The following is a 20,309-nucleotide window of genomic DNA, read 5'->3' as shown; positions in this document are numbered from 1 at the left end:
GCGCACACTGGCTTCGTTACCCACGACTGCGGATCAGTCCGCGAAGGAAAGCCGATCATGCGCACCTACCCACGCAATAGCCCTGAAGCAGCCGCACGTATCGTCGCGCTGGCGCTGACGTGCGATGGACACGTCTGCAGTTCCGAAGAGCGGGCGCTCGAAAAACTCGACATCGCGCGCGAACTGAATCTCGCGCCGGCGCAGTTCGCGCAGATCGTGCAGACGTTGTGCGAGGATCGTTCGGTCGCTCAGGCCCCGCTCGGGCCGATGGACGAACACGGCGACGCGGCCATGCTGGCCACGTTGATGGAAGAAATCGACGATGCGGGCTTGCGGCGCAAGATCATTCGCCTGTGTGTGGCCGTGACGGTCGCCGACGACTATCTCGCGGACGGTGAGATCGCCTTGCTCGCTGCGCTGCTCGCGGCGTGGGGACCCGGCACGGTCGTCGCGCCCACGGCCAACCCTGCCCGGCATCGCAACGCGCAGCGCGCGCTGCGGGTTCAGGACCGCGCGGCATCCACCACCTGGGTGGCGAGACCGTGATGCTGGCCGCGGCGCGAGCGGATCGCGTGAATCTCCTCGATTACGCCCTCGGCACGGCCGAGCCAGCGTAAGCCGCGCAACAACGTGAGGTCTTCGGCGCCCAGTTCCGCTAGCGGAAATACGCCGAGACCGCGCGCGGCAAAGACCGCCATCAGCGCGCTGTCCTCGAATTCGCCGACGATGCGCGGCCGGATGCCCGCCGCGTCGAACCAGCGGTCGAGCCGTGCGCGCAATGCGCCATGCCCGGTCGGCAGCAGTACCGGAATCTCCGCCAGACAGTGTGGGAATTGAGCGCGCGCGGCTTTGCGCACGAGTTCGGTCGGCCCGTACCAGTCGACCGGCGAGCCGACGAGCCGCTGGCTCATCACGCGCAAATCGGTATTGTGCGGTGCGGGCTGACACGCGAGCACCAGATCGAGCCGATGCAATGCCAACTCCGACAGCAGTTGCGCCGGCTCGCCTTCATGACAGAGCAGCCGCAACGAGGCCGTGCCGAGCACGGGCGCAAGAAGTGCGTGCGCGGCGAGTTTGGAGATGCCGTCCGAGAGCCCGACCGCCAGCCGTGCCGCCGGTTGGGCGCCGACTTCGCGGAGTTCGTCGAGCAGGGCTTCGCCGAGATGAAAAATCTGCTCCGCGCGGCCGAATGCCGCCTCCCCCGCGTCGGTCATCGTGACGCCGCGGCCGGCCGGCTTCAGCAATTGGCGCCCGATCGACTTTTCCAGCTCGCGCACCTGCGCGCTGATAGTTTGAACCGCCATGTCGAGACGTTCGGCCGCACGCGCAAAGCCGCCCTCTTTCACGACAATCCAGAAATAATACAGATGACGATAGTTCAACACGTTCACGACATATCGAAAAAAACGAAACGTCGATCAGATTAAGACCGATTTTTCAAAACCCGGAAAACGGTCATGATTGCCGGGTTGCCAAGTCGTATTCCCATGCCGTTACGCCCTTTCCGACCCAGAGCCCTATGGACTATCTACTCGCCCTCGTTACCGATCCCGCCGCCTGGGCCGCGCTGCTGACCCTCGTGGTCATGGAAATCGTGCTCGGCATCGACAACCTTATCTTCATCTCGATCCTGAGCAACAAACTGCCGCAAGCGCAACGCGCGCGCACCCAGCGCCTCGGCATTCTGCTCGCGCTCGTGTTGCGTCTCGGCTTGCTCGGCACCGTCGCGTGGATCGCGCAATTGACGCAGCCCGCCATCACGTTATCCGGTCACGCATTTTCATGGCGCGACCTGATCCTGCTGGGCGGCGGTCTGTTTCTCGTGTGGAAGGCCACCCGCGAAATGCATCACCACGTCGCGCACTCGAGCGAGAGTGAAAGCGCGGGCGTAGCGAGCGGCGTCGTGCAGTTGACCGCGTGGGCCGCGATCGGTCAGATCCTGGTGCTCGATATCGTATTTTCGGTGGACAGCATCATCACCGCGGTGGGGATGACGGAACATATGCCGATCATGTTCGTCGCGGTGATCGCCGCGGTCATGGCCATGCTGTTCGCGGCGCGTCCGCTGTCGGGTTTCATCGACCGCAATCCGACTATCGTCGTGCTGGCGCTCAGTTTCCTGCTAGTGATAGGTATGACGCTGATCGCGGAAGGCTTCGGCTCGCATGTGCCGAAAGCCTATATTTATGCGGCGATGGCCTTCTCGGCCTTTGTCGAGGCGATGAACATGCTGGCCCGCCGTTCGAAATCGAAGCGCCAGAGCGGCGTTCGGAAGTAACAAAGACGGGGGCCGCCCTCGGGCGGCTCAACCGGCGCGGATCAATTCCTTCATCCGTCGCGCGAGATTGGCCAGTACGCTTTCCGGCCGGTCCGCGGCAGCCTGCCGATGCGGCATGCGCTGAACGTCGCTCCAGTCTTCTTCGAGCGAGCGTGCGTGGCCGTCCGGCGTGAACGGCCACGTCATCACGACGGCACGCGTCGCGGCCGTGCGCTGTTCATGGCCGTGGCTATCCAGGTAGGCGTTGATGACCGCCGCCTCCTGACGCGCCGAGCCTTCGGAATCGGTAGCGATGTAGTCGTCGAGTCCTTCGATATGGACGCACCATAACTGTTCGCTCATGTGCCGTCTCCGTAAAGATTTCGCATCGCCGGCCGGTCCGGCTCTCGATGCCGGCCGGCGCATGGCGATATACAGCATGTTGAATGAGCTTCAGATAGCCGGCTTCAGCCGTTCCCACCTCAAATCCGAAAAACACGGACCTTGCGTTGCTTCGCTAAACTTCACGTCGTTGTGCTCGCCGTTCCACTCCAGAATCTGCACCTGGCCGTTGGCATCGACGGACAGATCCCATCCGACACAGCGCACGAACGGGATATTCCGGTGGAACGCCAGCACCGTCTCGACGCATTGTTCGAATGCCGGCACCTGGACGCCGGCAAAGCGCACACCAGAATCCGGATGCGCCTGTACCGCGCTCCAGTTGTGCAGATACCCGTCGCGTCCGAGCATGCCGGACGCGGGATCGACAGGCACGCACACCTCGCTGTCGCTGCGTACGTGCGTCTCGTTCGCGCGGCCCAGTCGCAGGAACGCGGCGCGCAACGAAATCTTGCCGGCGTCGTCGACTGCAGTCGTCAGTCGCAAGGTCGCAACCGACGTCGAAGCGAACGCGTCGAACACCGGATGCTGCCGCACGAACTTCTGGATCACACCGTTGCCGAGCGACTTGATCGCACCGACATCGAAGCTTCTCCAGTCGTAAATAAAAACGCCTTTGCCCTGCTTCGATCCGTCCAGCTTGAAGACCACTTTGTCGGTTGCACGAAAGATCGTCCGACGCACTTCCGACTCGGGGATGAACTCGTTCCGATCCGTAAAGAACAGTCCGTTGGCAAAATAGGCGACGTCGGGAAAACCGTCGCCCTCGAACATGATCCGCGCAATCGACTTGAGTTCGGATAGCTTCCCGTAGTCGCCCTTCATACTCGGCACCACGACGCTGCCGTAGTAGTTATCGGGAATCCAGCCTTCCTTGAAAGTGCCGGTGAACGCCGTGTAAACGCGCAACCAGGGCGCGTAGACCGCATCGCCCAGCACGTCACGAGCGTAGCTTTCCGCCAGCTTCATATTTCTCGGCGCGGGCTTCCCCTGATTCTTCTCCAGGTAACGAAGAATCCTGTTTGCCTGCATGGCGTGATCCAGATGAAACCTGTACTGCGCCACTTTTTTCAATGACTTTCTTACTACACGTTCCACGTCTACTGGCATTGGTTTTGAGTCCAGGCAGTTCTCCAGCGGCGTCCTCGACGCTGCGCCGCTGGCGTAAAGACCAACCGGCCTGTTGCAACAGGCCGGCGGCGGTTCAGACAACACATGTTCCTGTACCGTATTACTGGAGCCTCGATCTTAATCGTCAATAAGCATTAGGATGATGCAGCCCCTTGAATACAGTCGCGAAAATGATTTTTACATCGAGCTTGAACGACCAGTTCCGCAGGTAGTACAAATCGTGCTCCACGCGGCCCTCCATCTTTTCGATGCGATCGGTCTCACCACGAAATCCATTGATCTGTGCCCAGCCGGTGATACCGGGTTTGATCCGGTAACGGTGAATGTAGCCCGACACAATGTTCTGATAAAGATCGTCGTGCTCGATAGCGTGCGGCCGCGGTCCCACCACGGACATCTCGCCACGCAGCACATTGATGAATTGCGGCAGTTCATCCAGACTCGTGCGGCGCAGGAACGCGCCCACCCGGGTGATGCGCGGATCGCCACGGGTCGCCTGTTCCAGCACGCCACGCTTCTGTTCATGCATGCGCATCGAGCGGAATTTGTAGATCGTGAAAACACGTCCGTCGGCGCCCTTGCGGCGCTGCTTGAAGAAGACCGGGCCTGGCGAACTCATCTTCACCGCCAATGCGCAGCCGAGCAGAATCGGCGAAATGGCGAGCAGTGCGCCCAATGCGAACAGCCGGTCGAACAGTTCCTTCTTCAGCAACGCGTTGGGCGGAAGCGGAGAAACGGCGAGATTGATTGACGGAAAGCCGAGCACGTCCGTAATGCTGCCTTCGAACAACGCGAGCGCACGCACGTCCGGCATGAAACGGATATTGATCAGGTCATTACGGAATTCGTCGACGATCCTGAGAATCGCTCGTTCCTCCGTCAGCGGAAGTGCGAGCCATACTTCGCCGATGTTCTGTTCACGCACGTACCTGGCGAATGCGGCATGTTCCTCGAATACGGCGAGCGGCGTATTGGTCTGGCTACCGGAGTGCAGGTTGTAAAGCGCTTTGGCGCGAAAGCCTGCAGCCGGCGCTTTTTCCATTTTGCGAATGATCTCGTCGCAATGCTCTCCGCACGCGGCCACCGCAACCGTTTGCAGATTCAGACCCGCATGGCGTACACGTCCGAGGAATACGTGAGTGGCCAGGCGGCCTGCAATCATCGCGGCGCCCGAGATGCCGGTCCAGTAGAAGAACCAGAGCCGCGACACGAAGTCGATGCGATGCAGCGAGAACATCAGCGCCATCGCGCAGGCCTGCACGATCAGCCATCCGAGTGCAACCTGTCCGGTCAATACGCGCTTGGAGCGTCCACGCCATGACTGGTACACGCCCAGCGCCGGGAATACCGCCAGAGAGAAAGCCGCCGCGAACGCAACGAACGCCAGATAGAAGCTGCGTTGCGAGCCTACGTCGAAACGGATCTGCGACGCGACGTACGCGCCGGCCAGGATCATCCCAACGTCAAACATTCTCGCCAGTAAACCGCTTATCAGTCGCATTGCCAATCCCCTGGTAGCCTACACACGTGCATCGCGAATCTGCCCGGCCGCTCAACCACAGCGACCGTACTTGTCGTCGAAGCGGACGATGTCGTCTTCGCCGAGATAGGCGCCCGACTGTACTTCGATGATCTGCAACGGAACACAACCGGGATTCTCGAGCCGGTGACGAACGCCGAGCGGAATGTAGGTCGACTCGTTTTCGCCCAGCAGGAACTGCTCTTCGCCGCGCGTGACGAGCGCCGTTCCGCATACGACGGTCCAATGTTCGGCCCGGTGATGATGCATCTGCAAGGACAGCCGCGCGCCGGGATTCACGACGATGCGCTTCACCTGGAAGCGGTCGCCATGATCGATCGAGTCATAAAAGCCCCACGGGCGGCGCACTTTGCGGTGAGCATCGGCTTCGGGTGATTTGTCGCGCTTGATGCGCGAGACCAGACCTTTGATGTCCTGCACGCGGGAGCGATCGGCGACGAGCACTGCATCGTCCGTTTCGACCACGACCAGGTTGGTGGTCCCCACGCACGCAACCAGACGACCGCCTTGCGAGCGCGCATAAGTGGCCGTGGCGCCTTCGAACAGCACACGACCGTTCGATGCGTTGCCCGACTCGTCTTTTTCCATCGCCTGCCAGACCGCGTCCCACGAACCGAGATCGGACCAGCCGGCTTCGAGTGGCACGACCACGCCGGTGAACGGCGAGTCGGAGCGGCCCAGATGTTCCATCACGGCGTAATCGATCGAGTCGGAAGGCGAGCGTTCGAATTCCGCAGTGCCGGGAATCAGGCAGCCGTCGACCGTCTTCGCGCTTTTGAAGGCCTCCACGCACGCTGCGTGAATCGCCGGCTGGAAGCGTTCGATCATCGCGAGCCAGACCGATGCGCGGACAACGAACATGCCGCTGTTCCACCAGTAGTTGCCGGCTTCGACGTATTGCGCGGCGAGTTCCGCAGCAGGCTTCTCGACGAAGCGGTCGATACGATGAGCGCCATCGTGCAAGGCATCGCCGAGGCGGATATAACCGAAGCCGGTGTCGGGTTGATCGGGCGGCACGCCGAGCGTTGCGATTGCGCCGGTTTGCGCATAGCGGGCGGCGACTTCGATGGCCGTGTGCAATGCGTCGAGATCGGAGATGGCGTGGTCGGCGGGCATCGCGACCAGAATCGCGTCCGTACCGTCGCCTTGCGCGGTCAACGCCGCCAGCGTCAATGCGGGAGCCGTATCGCGACGGCTGGGCTCGACCACGACGCGGGCCGTGACGCCACTGTCGCGAGCCTGTTCGCAAGTCGTGAAGTAATGCTCCGCGCCGCAGACGATGACCGGACCTGTCCCGAGGTCCCATTCACCGCCGAAGCCTTTCATCCGTCCCATGGTGGCCTGAAGCAAAGTCTTGTCGCCGACCACGTCGATCAACTGCTTGGGAAACTGCTCGCGCGAAACGGGCCACAAACGTGTACCCGAGCCGCCGGCGAGAATCACCTGTACGAGTCGTGTGCAATCCGTCGACGGCTCGGCCGTCTCGACGATATCCAGTTCACCCACGCCCATCGTTGCCTTGATCATGTAGAAGCTCCTGTTCGTAACAGCCGGTCCCGGGCGATCAACTTCACGCCCGAATGTTCTTGCGCCGAAAATGCTTTGATATTGTTTCGTTGATCGAATCGGGGACGTCCGGCAATCGGACGGGACCAGCCTTTCAGCTGTTCATTGGTATTAACGGGACTTGTACTCGGAAACCGCCGATGTGTTCCAGCAGTCCATTCGCGTGCGGCAGCAACCGTGCATATCGGGTCTTCGCTTGCTGTTCGCTATTCGCTGACTGCCTGATTAGCGCGGCAGAATCGATGCAGCAGAAGTCGATGGATGAATCATAGCGACGTTACGCTGCACCACAGCATTTGTGGCGCGAAGCGGTGAGATTTTGGCCGCGGTGGTTGGGCCGGCTTTCAAATAGTCCCTGCGTAATGCGGTATTCGGCACATCCAGTGAGTACTCGACTTTGAAATGGCGCTATACACGTGGTACCTTCCGGTTAGCGTGACGCTATTCAATGCGTCACACAGCGTTATTCGACACGCTACGCATTCGACCTCGCCGTTATCCGCAGTCCGTAACATCCTGATACTTCAGGCCCGCTTTCAAGCCCAACCTTTGCGCGCGTACAGTCCGGTGCGGATCGCGCCTACTTTGTTTTCTGAAGGAAGTGGCAATGGCTTACATATCGTTACTTGCGCTATTTTTGACTGTGACCAATCTGGTTCCGGTTAGCGCGGTAGGACTCGCTCCAATCTTTTTGTTGCCGTGGCGCTTCTTCGGTAGAAGCTACCCGCAATTCATTACGCCACTCACCGCTTTTACCGTTCTCGTCATCATTTCGACGCTGCTTTACGACCCGCGCTCATTCACCGAATTCGATTTTTATCGGCGTGACGGCAATTTCTTTATTTCGTATGCGCCGATCTTTGCAGGCTGTGTCTATACGCACCGTTGGGATCTCAACAAACTGCTGCGGGCGTTCTTCATCGGCGCTGTCGCCATCAATATTCCGCCGTACGCTTATTACGTGCTGACAAGCGGCCTGCTGCAGATTTTCACTCACCCGACGGATACCTTCGGCAGCTACTTCATTGCCCGTAATGCCGCTGGTGGCTTCTTCGCGATGCTGTTCTGTCTGGGCATAGCGTGCTACCTGCAAAAGCGCAGCCGGCTCGTCCTCGCGCTGATCGCCATCAATCTGATGATGCTGTTCTCCACCTACAGCCGCGGCTCGTTGCTGGGCGCAATGGCAACGCTGCCCTACCTCTACTTCGGGCGCAAACGCTGGATGCTGGGGACGTTGCTCGCGGGGCTCATCGTCGCCTCGTTTGCCGTGGCGATCCATCATACCGACCCGAACGTCGACTATATGGGCTTTACTTTCAACATCCATAACCAGGACGCGAAAGTCGCCAATCTGAACATTCGCTATGAGTGGCTGTGGCCGCGCGCGCTCCGGTACTTCGAGCAAAGTCCGATTGTCGGCATGGGCTTCGGATCGTTCGACGACCATATCGGCCGGGTCGTCTCCTACTTCCATGTACTGGGCGTGCCGACCGATATCACCGTCGAACATAGCGACTCGCACGCCCACAATTCCTACCTGAACTTCCTCGCCGAGCTGGGCGTGGTCGGTCTGGGATTGATGCTGACGTTTTTCTGGAAAATGATCGACTGGAGCCGTCGCGGCGCCGCGATGGGCGCACTGGCGGGACACGGCTGGAACTTCGCGCCGTTCCGGTTTGTCGAGATATCATCTGTCTGTCTGCTGGTCATGGCGGCAACCGAACACCGGCTGGTATCGCCGTCGAACGTGCTGATCCTTTCGCTCGTCGTTTCGTTGCTGCTTGCTTCCCGCCCCCCCGTGACGGGCTTGCCAGCAGCACGGACCCCACCCGCACCGAACGCGGAACCCCGCTCCTGAGCCTGGCGCTCAGGAGCATGACCCACCACGTCACCAGGCGTGCGTGGGCCACCTGGCGACAAGCAAGGAAGAAAATATCCCTATGTGGGTCATGTTCACCAAACTGGGCGACGCTGCCATCACGTTGCCCGTCGCAGCACTGTGTGCCGGCTGGTTGGCCTCATCCAGTCTTCGTCTCGCGATCCGCTGGATCGTCTGCCTCGCCGCGGGCATGGCCGTCGTCGGCGTGACCAAAATTCTCTATGCGGGTTGGGGCGTGGCTTTGCCGGCGCTGCACTTTCGTGTGATCAGCGGCCACACAATGCTATCGCTGTCGGTCTGGATCGTCGCATTGAGTCTGCAACTGAGATGGTGGCGTCAACCGCCGTTTGCGGGGGTCGCGCTGGGTACCCTGATCGGCCTGCTGACGGGCGTGGCCCGAATCATGGACCATTCGCACTCGTGGCCCGAGGTCGTATCGGGCTGGGTGCTCGGCGCTTGTGTCGCCGCCGCTTTTCTGTGGAAAGCGCATGACGCGCCGTTCGAACGCATACGGCCTGTCTGGCCTACCGTCAGCTTGTTGGTGGTCTCCACGCTCGCTTACGGTCACACTGCGCCACTACAACGTCTGATCGAAACGCACTCGCGTCAAGTGCATCGTGATGTCCCCTCCGTCACCGCATTTTTGCATCCGCTTCGTCAGCTCGTTCGTGCTCAGGAAACCACGCCGGCCAACTGAGGTTCGTCCCTCAATTCCTGTTCGATGACTTCGTACGGCAGGAACTCCTCGAAACTCCCGTAAGGTAGTCGCGCGTTGACGAAACTCGTGAGCGACGCCTTGAAATTCTCCGTCGAAAAACGCTCGGCATTGCGGCGGCACTGCTTCGGATCGAACAGACCCGCGTTGCGCTCGAAGCGGACTACTGCTTCGTTCAGCGACTCCGGGGTCTGCTCGCGGAAGAACACGCCGGTCGGCTGCTCGTGCGGCAAGCCGACCACGGTTTCGAGCGCGCCGCCGCGACCGAATGCGATGACCGGCGTGCCGCAGGCCTGCGCTTCAACTACCGAAATGCCGAAATCTTCTTCGGCCGCAAACACGAATGCACGCGCTCTTTGAAAATGATCGACCAGCACTTCATAAGGCTGATGACCGAGGATCGTGACGTTGTCGCCGGCAAACGACTTGATCTTCTTCATTTCCGGACCGTCGCCAATCACCACCAGCCGCCGTTCGGGCGTTTTCGAAAAGGCCTGCACGATCATGTCGATCCGCTTGTACGGCACCATGCGCGAGGCCGTCACGTAGAAGTCTTCCTTCTGCGTGCGCAACGTCATGTTCTTCAGATCGACCGGCGGATAGATCACCGTGGATTCGCGCTGGTAGGCCTTCTTGATTCGCCGCGCAATGAACTGCGAATTGGCGACCAGATGGTCGACCCCGTTCGCCGAGCGTGAATCCCAGCCACGGATGTAGTGCAGCAGCACGCGCGCCATGACGGACTTCAGGCCGCTCGCCAGATGCGACTCCTTCAGATACTGGTGCTGCAGGTCCCACGCGTAACGGATCGGCGAATGTACGTAACTCACGTGCACCTGGTTAGGCCCGGTGAGTACGCCCTTGGCCACCGCATGCGAGCTGGAGATCACGAGATCGTAGCTGGACAGGTCCAGTTGCTCGATAGCTAGCGGCATCAAGGGCAGATACGCGCGATAGCGCTTCTTCGCAAACGGCAAGCGCTGGATAAACGAAGTATTGACCGACTTTCCCTTCACGCAGTCGCGATCTTCCAGAAAATCCACTATCGAGAAGAGATCCGCTTTTGGAAAGCACTCGATGATACTTTTCAGCACCTTCTCGGCACCGCCCGACACCACCAACCAATCGTGAACTATAGCGACTTTCACTTCGACCTCCTGTGAAATTGCGACCCAAACTTTCGCGTTGAACAACCGTGGATCATTTGTCTTTCGAAGCGCCCGGCTGCGGCCGCGCGCCCCATGCAAACCTGACCATCCCAACCGCCCGCTGCGCGCCGGGAACCAGATTGACCAGTTCCAGGCGAATCATGACGCCCATCAACATGACCGAGAGCGTCAGCTCGCCCATCACACGCGCAAACGCCATACCCATCGCACCGTAGCGTGGCGCGAGATACAGCGCCGCGCACAGATTCACCAGACCCGATATCACACCGACGATCGCGAGCAACCTGTCTTTTCTGCGCGGTACGAAGACATAGAACGCGACGAACTCGTTGAAGGCTGCAAACGGAAACATCCATGCGAATACCTGCAGGACGCGTGCACTCGGCTCGAATGCCGCGCCGAGAATCCATGGCAACACATACGGCGACAAGGTCATCGCGCCGCAGAAGACCAGCAGGCCATAGCCCATCAGCAACGAAGCGCCACGCCGTGTGGTGATATGCGCGCCGTCCTTGTCGCCTTCCGATAACTGGCGGGTAATCGTCGGGATAAACACCTGCGACGCGGGCCCCATCAACGCGAGGCCGATCGTGGCAAAGCGCTCGGCGGCGCCGAAATAGCCCACTTGTGCCGGGGTGGACAACAGCGTCAGCAGATAAGTGGACGACGCCGTGAGCACGACCGAGCCCGACGAATAGCAGAACAACATCGTCGAATTACGAATGAGCGGCACGATGCCCGTCAGTCGCAGACGCGGGAATCCGAGTTGCGCCGTGGTCAGGCCGTACGAGATCATCAGCGACAGAATGCCGGCAACCAGCAGACTCGCCAGCACCCACACGGAATCAGCGGGCCCTCTCACCAGACTCAGCACCAGCACGAGACTCAGCGCGAAGCCGAACACCTCGATCATGATCGGCGTGCGAAACCGTTGCCGCCCCTGAAACAGCCAGCCCAGATTCAGCGCAGAGACCACGCCTAATGCCGTCGCGAGAAAACCCATCAACGGTCGCGCTGCGAGCACGGGCGAACAGAGCGTCGCCACGAAGCCGATGCAACCGCCGAACACACCGAGCAGAAGCCGCGCGCTGACATGCAACGAGTAGATCTCGTTGGTCTCGCGTTTCGACTGCACTTTCGATACTTCACGCATGCCGACATACGTGAATCCGTAACCCACCAGCATCCAGATGACGTTCATCAGCGACATGGACGCCAGCACCCGGCCGTACTCGGCCACACCCAGAATCCGCCCGTAAAACGGCACCACGATGATGAGGTACACATACCTCATCAGATACCCGCCGTAGACAAACGCTATGACGCTAGCGTTCTTTCGTCTATCCATTCCATTCTCCTGAGAACCGGTCCAGTTCTTCGTTCTTACCGTTACCGGCCGGCCACGCGACGGCGCGCCAGCGGGTTGGTGATATAGCGAACGACGAAGTCCGACAGCGGCGAATAGGGAACGAGGCAAAGACTCGACAAGGCAAGCGTGCCGACCTTCTTCTTGAGACTCCAGAAGGGATTGGCGACGATGGTGTGCAAATAACTGCGGGAATCGCGAACCATCCAGCGCCAGCGCGTCGGCAACGGCGCGTTGTAGACGCTCGAACAGAACAGCGCCTTCTCGTGAGAGAAGTCGTAAAAAGACAACGGCAGTTCTATCTGCAAGCGGGAATGGGCAATCTGTCTGAGGATCGTCCAGCGCATGTTGAAGGCTTTGGGCGCCTTCGTGATCTGCTCGGAATTGGCAAACGACACGTTCGTGCTGACCGTGTTGTGCACGCGATATCCGCCTAGCGATTTCGGCACCGTCGCAACCGGACCGACGAGGGCCACGCCGTAGATCGCGTAGAAATCCGCGCCATAGCGATTGATCGCCGATTCCGGTACCGGAAAGACCTGACGGATCGCATCCATCGAATAGGCATTGCCCGATGCGGGCGGCGAGGGGTAGAGCCAGCCGCCCATCAGCAACTTCTTGCAGTCGGATGGCGGCTCGGAGTTGGGGACGTAGGCGCCGGTCGATTCGCCGACCGTGTCCATCACGTCGAGGCGGAACTGGACTTTCGCGCACGCGTTATTGCGAACGCCGTCGCCGAAGGCCTTTATGACCTCGCTGACCGCGCTCGGGTACAGCAGGTCGTCGGAATCGAGGAAGATGGCGAACTCCGTCTCGATCAGCGAGATGGCATGGTTGTAGGCCGACACCTGACCGCCGTTGGGCTTGAACGACGCCGAAAGTCGCGTCCCATAGCTTTCGATGATCGCGCGCGAGCCGTCGGTCGAGCCGTCGTCGACCACCAGCACACGCGTGCCTGGATAGTCCTGCGCGAGCGCGGAATCGATCGCCGTCGCGATATAGCGCTCGTAGTTATAGTTGCAGATGACAATAGTCAGTTGTTTCATGATGCCTCGACGCTTGCTGAGAAGTTCAGCCAGTTAAGCTTGCGGTCCCTGCCTACGGCGCTCAGGGACTTCATGAGATCAGGCCCGCACGACCAGATAGGCTAGATGCTTTGGCGCAGCGTTGCCGTTCCCTTTCCCGTCGTTCGTGCCATTCGTGTCTTTCGTGTCTTTCGTGTCGTTCGTCCCGTTGACCCGGTCCGGCACTCTGAAGCGGATAGTCAGCATCTCTCCCTCCCACCTGGACGTCACGTCGTCGGGCGAAGCGGCGACACCGCTCAGCGCGTCGATCCATTCGACTCTCGTCGCGCGAGAACCCGGCGCCTTGAGTCCCGACGCCGTCACGGTGCGCCAGCCCGATTCGGCATTCACCTGCATCACCACGTCGTTGCCCGACCGTAATGCGATGCCCGTGGCACCCGGACCGAATTGCAATGGCCCGCTGAAGCTGGCGAGCGACCCATCGACGGTCTGCCGCAATACGATCAGGCTCTTGCCCGACACGTTGTAAGTCCGCTCCGGCGGACCGCGGTGAGTGAGACGAAAAGGCTCGTAACCGTCCCAGTGGTAGACCATCGAGAGGTACTTGTCCGGATCGTTCCAGTTGCGATCGAGCGCCCAGGTCGCAAACCTGAAAAAGTACTTCGGCAAGTAGTGCGGGTCCTTCATGTACTCGTCGCCGATCTCGGTTTGCCAGATGCCACGCGCCGGACCGTTTCTCACGTACTGCTCGTACAGCGTGTCGAAGTCGTCGACATTCAGGTAGTGCGTGTCCAGATAGTCGACCCAGTCGAGCATCCGTTCGTTCAGTACGGGACTGCGGTATTGCAACCACTTGCTGAAATTAGCGAGACCGCCCTGGTCCGGCCACCCGCCGTAAACCACGAACGCGTGATAGCGGCGGATGATTTTCGCGGCCGGAATGTGGATCTTCTCCACGTAGTCCTGCATCGCACGTTCGTAAGGCTTCGAGCGCTTGTCGTCCTTGTCGAAGTCCGGACCATGCCAGAACGTCGCCTGGGGCATGCCGCCCGACAACTTGCCGGCGGCCTCGTTCCAGATCTGGAAGTAGCGCAGGTTGTAGGGCGGTGCCGAATACTTGCGCACGACGGCATCGACATAGCGTTCCCACACCTGCACATCCACCGGTGCAGAGTTCGAATCGCCCGGTACGCTCGCATTCCAGCGTGGGGTGTAGCCCAGCAACAGCAGCGAACCGATCCCATTGCGGTTATTACGGATCACGACCGAGGGCAGGTTGCTATCGAACTGCGTGCCCGTTTCGTCGACCCGCAGCGGTTCAGCGCGCGAATCCGGTTGTCCCGGACCCACCGACCCACGCCCCCAGGTGAGGCCCATCGTGCGCCACATCTCGAGATCGGACGGCGACGTGGCCCAGCCGTTGGTGCCGATCATGTCGGTGATCTTGCGCGCGCTCGCAACGCCTGCGCCGCGCGGATCCGGAAGCGAGCTGGGCGCGGTATTCGCCCGCGCCGCCCGGGTGAACGGCAGTACTGCTGCACCAGCGAGCGCCGCCAGCATCCGCAACGCGCGGCGCCGACCCGCGACGCTATCAGTCCGAACCTTCAGCCGACTCCAAAGCATCGGCTAACCCGCGGACGCGCTAGGCGCCAGTTCGGCGAGCGGCTCGCTCGTCTCGCCGTAAAGAATCGCCAGCATGCGCTCGGCGGAACGTTCCCACCGGTACTCGCGTGCATGGGCGATGCCTTTGGAGCGATAGCGTTGGCGCGCTTCGCTGTCCGTCATCATCAGCGTGATCTTCTCGGCGATGTCTTGCGGCGAATGCGCATCGCAGTACATCGCCGCGTTTCCACAAGCTTCCGGAATGGACGTCAGCGATGAGGCGATCACCGGGCAGCCGCAGTACATCGCTTCGAGCGGCGGCAAACCAAAACCTTCATAGAGCGACGGAAAGATCAGGCAACCCGCATTCTCATAGAGTGCTTTCAATTCGCCGTCCGACACGAAGCCCGCCCAGACAACCTGCTTCGACTCCGCAGGCGCCGCGGTCTTGTCGCTATTGAAAATACGCGGGTTGCGGCCGCCGACGACCACGAACTTGATATCGCCGAGATGGGCCAGCCGCTCGACTGCGTCGAGCACCGCTTGCAGGTTCTTGCGCGGATCGAGACTGCCGACGATCACGCAGTAGCCGTCTTTCACGAGGCCCAGTCGTTGCACGACTGCCGGACTCGATTGCACGCGATCCAGATGATCCGCGCCGAGCGGCACGACGACGACACGCGACGCATCCACTTTCAGATGATGGCAAATGCGCGCCTTCGAGAATTCCGACACGGTGAGAATGGTCGGCTCCATCTTCGGCAGCATGGAAAAGAGCAGTCGGTACCAGAGCCTGAATTTCTTCGAGAAGCCTTGCGGCATGTCGTACACCGCCATGTCGTGAACCATCACGAGCTGGCCGCGCTTGAAAAGCGGATTGGTGTTGCAAAAATTGAGCAGCGTCGTACGGCGTGCGGCGATGGGCAGCGTAATCTGCTCCCACAGCGTGCCGCGCAGCCACGGGAAACGCCGTAGCTGTTTAAGGAACGTGCCGGGTTCCATGGCGTCCTGCGGCACGTAGACTTCCATTTCAGCGCCCGGCGTGGCGCGCATCTGCATCGCTCTCGTCAGTTCGTACGCAACCCGTTGCACGCCGGTAATCGGTTGCGACGTAAATTTTCCGTTGATGGCAAACGTCATTCAGGTTCTCCGCTACGCAGTCATAGAACTTCTGGTCACCCGCCGTTTCCGGCCTGGCGCTATCAACTCGTCGTTTCGAGATCCCCAAAGTCGCTTGCATAATTCGTCGGATAACCGTAGGTACGCGTGCTGCGGCGAAGCGGAATGCCGTTGAACACCGCGCCTGCAATGCGGCCTTCTGCGCGCTCCATCTTCTTCACCGTGTCCGCGATTTCCTGTTCGCTCTGCATGCCCGAGCGCAACACGAGCAGCGACGCACCTGCTTCGCTCGCAATGATGGAAGCGTCGGTGACGGCCAGGAACGGCGGCGTATCGACGATCACCATGTCGAACTGGGCAATCAGCCGGTCCAGCATTTCCTTGAAGCGCGGCTTCATCAACAGTGCCGCGGGATTTTCAGGGCGTGCGCCGCACGACAGGAACGACAGGCCTTCGATGCCGGTATGACGCAGCGAATTGCGCAGCGGCATGCGGTCCGAGAGAACTTCGGCAAGACCGCCGCGATTGCCCTGATTGAAGAACGACGCGAGATGACCCCGACGCATATCCGCATCGATCAGCACGACGCGCGCGCCGGTCTCCGCATGCAGGATGGCCAGATTCGCGGCGACGAAGCTCTTGCCGGCCGACGGCGTCGGTCCGATGACCATCAGAATGTTGTTGCGGGCATGCGCCAGATCGCGCGTGACCGACGTGCGTACCGCACGCAACGCTTCGACCGATGCATCGTTTGGAAAGCGCGCCGCCAGTACCTTATTGCCACCCGAATGCAATGCCGCTGCGCCCATCTCGCCGTTGGCGCCCTGCATGTCGATACTCGGCGCGTTTCGCTGGAACGGCAGCGTCGTATTTCCCCCGCTCGCCATCGACAGCGCTTTACGCGCCGCGCTTTGCGAACTCGGGTTCAGACGAGACTGCTGGTGACTAAAAAGAATCTCGCCGAACACCGGCACACTCAAACGGCTTTCGACATAGCGCGGGTCCGTCACGCCGACCATCACATGGCGGCGCATGAAGACCATCAGAATGCCGGATACCAGTCCGAGTGCCGCTCCAGCGCCGAGTACTACGACGGGCTTCGGCTTCACTGGCTTGTACGGGCGAATAGCCGAATCGACGATATGCGCGCCACCTGTTGTACTCGCGCGACGCACCTGCAGTTGTTCGGCCTTCTGAACCATACCCAGATAGATGGTTTCAGCCACCTTCTGCGCGCGGATCAGATCGACGCTCTGGCGTTCGGAGGCCGGCATACCGTTAAAACGACCATTGAACTGGGCCTTGGCGGTATTCAACTGGGCAATTTGCGTATCGACGCTCTGCACCCAGCGGCTATCCGGCCGGAAGCGTTCCAGCAGTTGCGTGCGCTGCATTTGCAGCGTTGCGATCTGCTTGTCGAGATCGAGGCCGCCTTGCAGATAAGCTTGCGCTTCGCTGGTCGGCTGCATCGATTGCGATGACGCGCGGAATTGCTTGAGGTCGGCTTCCGATTTACGCAGGTCGGTGAGCAGACGCGGCAATTCGCCGTTAATGAACGACAACGTCTTGGTGTCGTTGGCCTGACGGCTCGCCACCGCTGCAGCCAGGTACTGATCGCCTAATGCATTCGCAACGGCCGCGGCTTTGTCCGGGCTCTTGTCGACGTATTCGATCTGCAGAAGACCGGAGTCCTTTACCTTGTCGCCGACCTTCACCTCGTCGCCGAAACGCTTGATGGCTTCGAGTTCATTCCAGCGCACGACCTGGAATTTCGTGCCGGGACGTGCGATCAACTTGTCGACCTGCATCGAAATGCCGTTGCCGGAGGCAGGCTGACCCGCCACGCCTCTTACGAGCACATCGCCGGAAGGCCCGAGTAGTTCATATGAGTTGGCGTCGTTGGCGATGAGCGTCAGCTTCTCTTCTTCGAGATCTTTCGGCACGTTGAGCGATGCAATGTCGACGGACTCTCCGCCCCATGCAAACGACTTCAGACCCAGCCAGGGCGCGCCGGGATGTCCCGGCGTCGCAAACTTCTCGGCGATATCGCCGAGCAGCGGCACTTTGTGCGGCGTGACCGTGACGTCGAAGCGGAACTTCTGGATCACCGGTTCGAGCACCGAGCGGCTTTGCATCACGGCCATTTCGGTAACCGGAGCAGGCGCCGGCGGAGGCAACGCTTCTTCTGTCTGGATCGCGAGACCGAGTGCATTGGCTTCCGGCGGATCGACCCGTACCAGAACGTCGGCGGAATAGATCGGCGTGGCGATGAGAAGATAAGCAACGGCCAGCATCAGCACGACTGCCGTCGTCGCCAGAATCTCCCAGATATGGTCTCGCATCAAAGTGAGCATCGCGCTCACGCTAAGTTGACCGCGCTCCATACTGGGAGCGGAGGGGAGAGCGTTTTGAGGGTAGTAGTCCACCGGTGTGATCCTTCCATGTTCGATGGGCAGAGGGATTTTCATTACTGCTCTGCTGCACCACCAGTTCGCGATCTGGAGCCGCCTGCGGCCAAAGCACGTCAGCCAGTTTTCACGGCGCCGCGGGTACGTCTTGGCTTAATCGGCCTAATGCCGGGCGGCCGGTTTTGTCTGAACGATAGAAGTCAGCATATTGAAAGCGCCCCACGTGCAAATACCCTGTTCGAGTCATGCCGACATTGCTCGTTCATTGATCCGATCGGTTGGCGCTTTATATCCATTCATAACCTCGCATTGAATTCGTAATACAAATGTTGAAACAACGCAAAATGCGTATTAATCGGTCTGGCTGTCTGATCCAGAAATCACTCATCCACGCCTGAACACGCGCGCCGAAAAGATTTATCTGGTGGATTGGTACCGGCTGGAAATCGACCGGGACCTTGTAAGAGAACGGTGACCGCCTTATGTGGCGGTCGATTGCGGCGACTGCGGTCGACCGGCCGGACGTCCGTCCAGCCGTGAAACCGGCGTATTCAATGAATTACTCAAGCTGCGAACTTTAGCGACCGATCAATTCACACACCGCAATTTCCAATGCATGTTGCAGTGAAGCATAGGCGTCTGGCTAGTCGGAAATTACGTTCGGCCCAAATTCGGGTGTTATTGGCCGATTAAGTTGAATCGTTTACCCATGCAGAAATGACGGGAAAGCGTTGTTGCGATCTGCAATTAATGTAACAGAGTTATACGGCGCCCATTTCTTTGCCGATGCCATTCAACATGTCGGATTAGTTCGATTTATTGCATTGAGAAGCTGGATTTAGTGCCGCATCCCTTGTGGAATCGGCACCGCACGGGAATCGGCGCCAGATCCATACCGGTTTGACCAACCACCTCAATACGGTAATTTTTACTTTAAATGTGACAATTTTAATTGAGTTTAGCGGGCTTTAAAGGTAACTATTCCTTCGATTCGGACAATTACGACAATACATCGGCGCTAAACCGCCAACATCGATTCGCACATTTAGTCACGCTAAGCTCAGCACGTGGATTGAATTAGCTCTATGGAGAACCAAGCGTGATGACTTTCACTGATTTTCCTAAGTCGCACAGCAAATCACAGCAGGCGGAATTGCAACCGGCCAGACAGATCGGCCTGCTGGTGTTTCAGGAATGCTCCATGTCGACCGCCGGCGCGATCGGCGACGCTTTCCGTCTTGCCAATGAATTCGAACAGGCCGATCGCGCAGCAACGCCGTATCAGCTCTCCGTGCTTTCCAACGAAGGTGGTCTCGTCACCAGTTCGTCCGGCATTGCTATATGGACGCAGAAACTCGATCGCTTCAGCCTCGCAGACTTTCATGCGTTCTTCGTGGCTTGTCGTGATGCCACCGCGACCGTGGAGTCGAACGACCGGTTCCTCGCGTGGATCACCCGTCAGGCCTCCGTCGCCTCCTTCGGCATCCGGCAAGGCGCTAATCTCGCCGCCGTCTGCAAGAATCCATTGCAGTCCACTGTGCCGATCTTCCTGTTCGACGATGGATTCGGCGGCGCACGCACAGGCAGCGTCGCACCGACCGACCTCGCACTCGCACAGATCGAGCGCGACCTCAGCGTCGAGACAGCGAGAAAGATTGCACGCGTACTGCACGCGAGCTTCATCGATCACGCGAAGGTCGAGCTCGACGACACCAGCATCGTGACGACGACAGAGAAGATTCGCGAGTCGGCCCGCTGGATCAAGGAGAACTACAGCAAGCCTATTTCGGTTGCGCAGGCCGCCGAATCAGCAGCAATGAGCAAGCGCAATTTCCAGCGCCGCTTCAAGGTCGAATTCGGCATGACGCCACTCGAGTACCTGTTGCGTACGCGTTTCGAAGTGGTGTGCGCCATGCTCAACAGTACGGACTTGCCGGTCGACAAGATTGCACGACGCTGCGGCATGGGCGACGGCAACCGCCTGGGTCGTTTATTCAAGGAACGGTACGGGATGTCGCCTACGCAATTCCGGGCGCAATTGCACGTCGAACTCGGCGAGCGGCGTCACACGCCCGAGGAGTGCTGGGATCCCGCGGTTGAAATGTCGCGAGCAGTCTCCTGAGCGCTTCG

Annotated in this window: 16 protein-coding genes; 5 read left to right on the top strand and 11 right to left on the bottom strand. The window is 59.9% G+C overall.

Annotation, left to right across the window (positions count from 1 at the left end; translation table 11 throughout):
• Positions 1–57 precede the first annotated feature (57 nt).
• Positions 58–546 carry a TerB family tellurite resistance protein gene (locus FQ746_RS04130; RefSeq protein ID WP_260853885.1) on the top strand — a complete coding sequence of 163 codons (489 nt, stop codon included), beginning with the start codon at positions 58–60 and terminating at the stop codon, positions 544–546.
• Here FQ746_RS04130 and FQ746_RS04125 read toward each other — a convergent pair.
• Positions 504–1,385, bottom strand: a complete 882-nt coding sequence (locus tag FQ746_RS04125; RefSeq protein WP_144107772.1) for a LysR family transcriptional regulator — start codon at positions 1,383–1,385, stop codon at positions 504–506. The two genes, FQ746_RS04130 and FQ746_RS04125, sit on opposite strands and share 43 nt — an antisense overlap.
• 134 nt (positions 1,386–1,519) lie before the next feature.
• On the opposite strand from FQ746_RS04125, the gene FQ746_RS04120 reads away from it, so the two are divergent.
• Positions 1,520–2,278, top strand: coding sequence for a TerC family protein (locus FQ746_RS04120; protein ID WP_144107650.1), 759 nt, complete (start codon positions 1,520–1,522; stop codon positions 2,276–2,278).
• Between the two features lie 27 nt (positions 2,279–2,305).
• Here FQ746_RS04120 and FQ746_RS04115 read toward each other — a convergent pair whose 3' ends face one another.
• From FQ746_RS04115 to FQ746_RS04100, 4 genes are all read right to left on the bottom strand, one after another.
• Positions 2,306–2,620 carry a hypothetical protein gene (locus FQ746_RS04115; protein ID WP_144107649.1) on the bottom strand — a complete coding sequence of 105 codons (315 nt, stop codon included), beginning with the start codon at positions 2,618–2,620 and terminating at the stop codon, positions 2,306–2,308.
• Positions 2,621–2,710: 90 nt separating this feature from the next.
• Positions 2,711–3,733: a sugar-transfer associated ATP-grasp domain-containing protein gene (locus FQ746_RS04110; RefSeq protein ID WP_144107648.1), complete on the bottom strand. Its 1,023-nt coding sequence runs from the start codon at positions 3,731–3,733 to the stop codon at positions 2,711–2,713.
• Positions 3,734–3,914: 181 nt separating this feature from the next.
• Positions 3,915–5,291: an undecaprenyl-phosphate glucose phosphotransferase gene (locus tag FQ746_RS04105; RefSeq protein ID WP_144107647.1), complete on the bottom strand. Its 1,377-nt coding sequence runs from the start codon at positions 5,289–5,291 to the stop codon at positions 3,915–3,917.
• Positions 5,292–5,342: 51 nt separating this feature from the next.
• Positions 5,343–6,842, bottom strand: coding sequence for a mannose-1-phosphate guanylyltransferase/mannose-6-phosphate isomerase (locus tag FQ746_RS04100; RefSeq protein ID WP_260853893.1), 1,500 nt, complete (start codon positions 6,840–6,842; stop codon positions 5,343–5,345).
• Positions 6,843–7,503: 661 nt separating this feature from the next.
• Between FQ746_RS04100 and FQ746_RS04095 the strand changes: the two genes are divergently transcribed.
• Both FQ746_RS04095 and FQ746_RS04090 read left to right on the top strand, forming a co-directional pair.
• Positions 7,504–8,754 carry an O-antigen ligase family protein gene (locus FQ746_RS04095; protein WP_144107645.1) on the top strand — a complete coding sequence of 417 codons (1,251 nt, stop codon included), beginning with the start codon at positions 7,504–7,506 and terminating at the stop codon, positions 8,752–8,754.
• An 82-nt stretch (positions 8,755–8,836) separates the two neighbouring features.
• Positions 8,837–9,472 (top strand): phosphatase PAP2 family protein, encoded by a 636-nt coding sequence (locus FQ746_RS04090; RefSeq protein ID WP_144107644.1) that lies wholly within the window; start codon positions 8,837–8,839, stop codon positions 9,470–9,472.
• Here the strand turns inward: FQ746_RS04090 and FQ746_RS04085 are convergent.
• From FQ746_RS04085 to FQ746_RS04060, 6 genes are all read right to left on the bottom strand, one after another.
• The gene (locus FQ746_RS04085; protein ID WP_144107643.1) at positions 9,448–10,638 is read right to left on the bottom strand and encodes a glycosyltransferase family 4 protein; all 1,191 of its coding nucleotides are present in this window, start codon (positions 10,636–10,638) and stop codon (positions 9,448–9,450) included. The genes FQ746_RS04090 and FQ746_RS04085 overlap by 25 nt on opposite strands.
• Before the next feature lie 52 nt (positions 10,639–10,690).
• On the bottom strand, positions 10,691–12,007 hold the full coding sequence (locus tag FQ746_RS04080; protein ID WP_144107642.1) for a lipopolysaccharide biosynthesis protein: 1,317 nt from the start codon (positions 12,005–12,007) through the stop codon (positions 10,691–10,693).
• A 41-nt stretch (positions 12,008–12,048) separates the two neighbouring features.
• Complete coding sequence (locus FQ746_RS04075; protein ID WP_144107641.1) at positions 12,049–13,071, bottom strand: glycosyltransferase family 2 protein; 1,023 nt, start codon at positions 13,069–13,071, stop codon at positions 12,049–12,051.
• 78 nt (positions 13,072–13,149) lie between these two features.
• Entirely contained in the window at positions 13,150–14,673 is a 1,524-nt protein-coding gene (locus FQ746_RS04070) for a hypothetical protein (protein ID WP_144107640.1), read from the bottom strand.
• 3 nt (positions 14,674–14,676) lie between these two features.
• A complete protein-coding gene (locus tag FQ746_RS04065; RefSeq protein ID WP_144107639.1) occupies positions 14,677–15,792 on the bottom strand; it encodes a glycosyltransferase family 4 protein in 1,116 nt (371 codons plus the stop codon).
• 62 nt (positions 15,793–15,854) lie between these two features.
• Complete coding sequence (locus tag FQ746_RS04060; RefSeq protein WP_260853892.1) at positions 15,855–18,155, bottom strand: polysaccharide biosynthesis tyrosine autokinase; 2,301 nt, start codon at positions 18,153–18,155, stop codon at positions 15,855–15,857.
• Positions 18,156–19,380: 1,225 nt separating this feature from the next.
• On the opposite strand from FQ746_RS04060, the gene FQ746_RS04055 reads away from it, so the two are divergent.
• Positions 19,381–20,301, top strand: a complete 921-nt coding sequence (locus FQ746_RS04055; protein WP_144107771.1) for a GlxA family transcriptional regulator — start codon at positions 19,381–19,383, stop codon at positions 20,299–20,301.
• Positions 20,302–20,309 lie beyond the last annotated feature (8 nt).

The sequence above is a fragment of the Paraburkholderia sp. BCC1886 genome (assembly GCF_900996245.1).
Classification (GTDB): Bacteria; Pseudomonadota; Gammaproteobacteria; order Burkholderiales; family Burkholderiaceae; genus Paraburkholderia.
The sequence above is the reverse complement of the archived record's forward strand: the minus strand, read 5'-3'. Positions and strand labels throughout refer to the sequence as shown.

Coding starts and splice junctions, on each gene's coding strand:
- FQ746_RS04080 (WP_144107642.1), bottom strand. CDS start 12,007: ATGGATAGACGAAAGAACGCTAGCGTCATAGCGTTTGTCTACGGCGGG.
- FQ746_RS04100 (WP_260853893.1), bottom strand. CDS start 6,842: ATGGGCGTGGGTGAACTGGATATCGTCGAGACGGCCGAGCCGTCGACG.
- FQ746_RS04060 (WP_260853892.1), bottom strand. CDS start 18,155: ATGGAGCGCGGTCAACTTAGCGTGAGCGCGATGCTCACTTTGATGCGA.
- FQ746_RS04130 (WP_260853885.1), top strand. CDS start 58: ATGCGCACCTACCCACGCAATAGCCCTGAAGCAGCCGCACGTATCGTC.
- FQ746_RS04065 (WP_144107639.1), bottom strand. CDS start 15,792: ATGACGTTTGCCATCAACGGAAAATTTACGTCGCAACCGATTACCGGC.
- FQ746_RS04055 (WP_144107771.1), top strand. CDS start 19,381: ATGTCGACCGCCGGCGCGATCGGCGACGCTTTCCGTCTTGCCAATGAA.
- FQ746_RS04105 (WP_144107647.1), bottom strand. CDS start 5,291: ATGCGACTGATAAGCGGTTTACTGGCGAGAATGTTTGACGTTGGGATG.
- FQ746_RS04090 (WP_144107644.1), top strand. CDS start 8,837: ATGTGGGTCATGTTCACCAAACTGGGCGACGCTGCCATCACGTTGCCC.
- FQ746_RS04115 (WP_144107649.1), bottom strand. CDS start 2,620: ATGAGCGAACAGTTATGGTGCGTCCATATCGAAGGACTCGACGACTAC.
- FQ746_RS04075 (WP_144107641.1), bottom strand. CDS start 13,071: ATGAAACAACTGACTATTGTCATCTGCAACTATAACTACGAGCGCTAT.
- FQ746_RS04120 (WP_144107650.1), top strand. CDS start 1,520: ATGGACTATCTACTCGCCCTCGTTACCGATCCCGCCGCCTGGGCCGCG.
- FQ746_RS04095 (WP_144107645.1), top strand. CDS start 7,504: ATGGCTTACATATCGTTACTTGCGCTATTTTTGACTGTGACCAATCTG.
- FQ746_RS04070 (WP_144107640.1), bottom strand. CDS start 14,673: ATGCTTTGGAGTCGGCTGAAGGTTCGGACTGATAGCGTCGCGGGTCGG.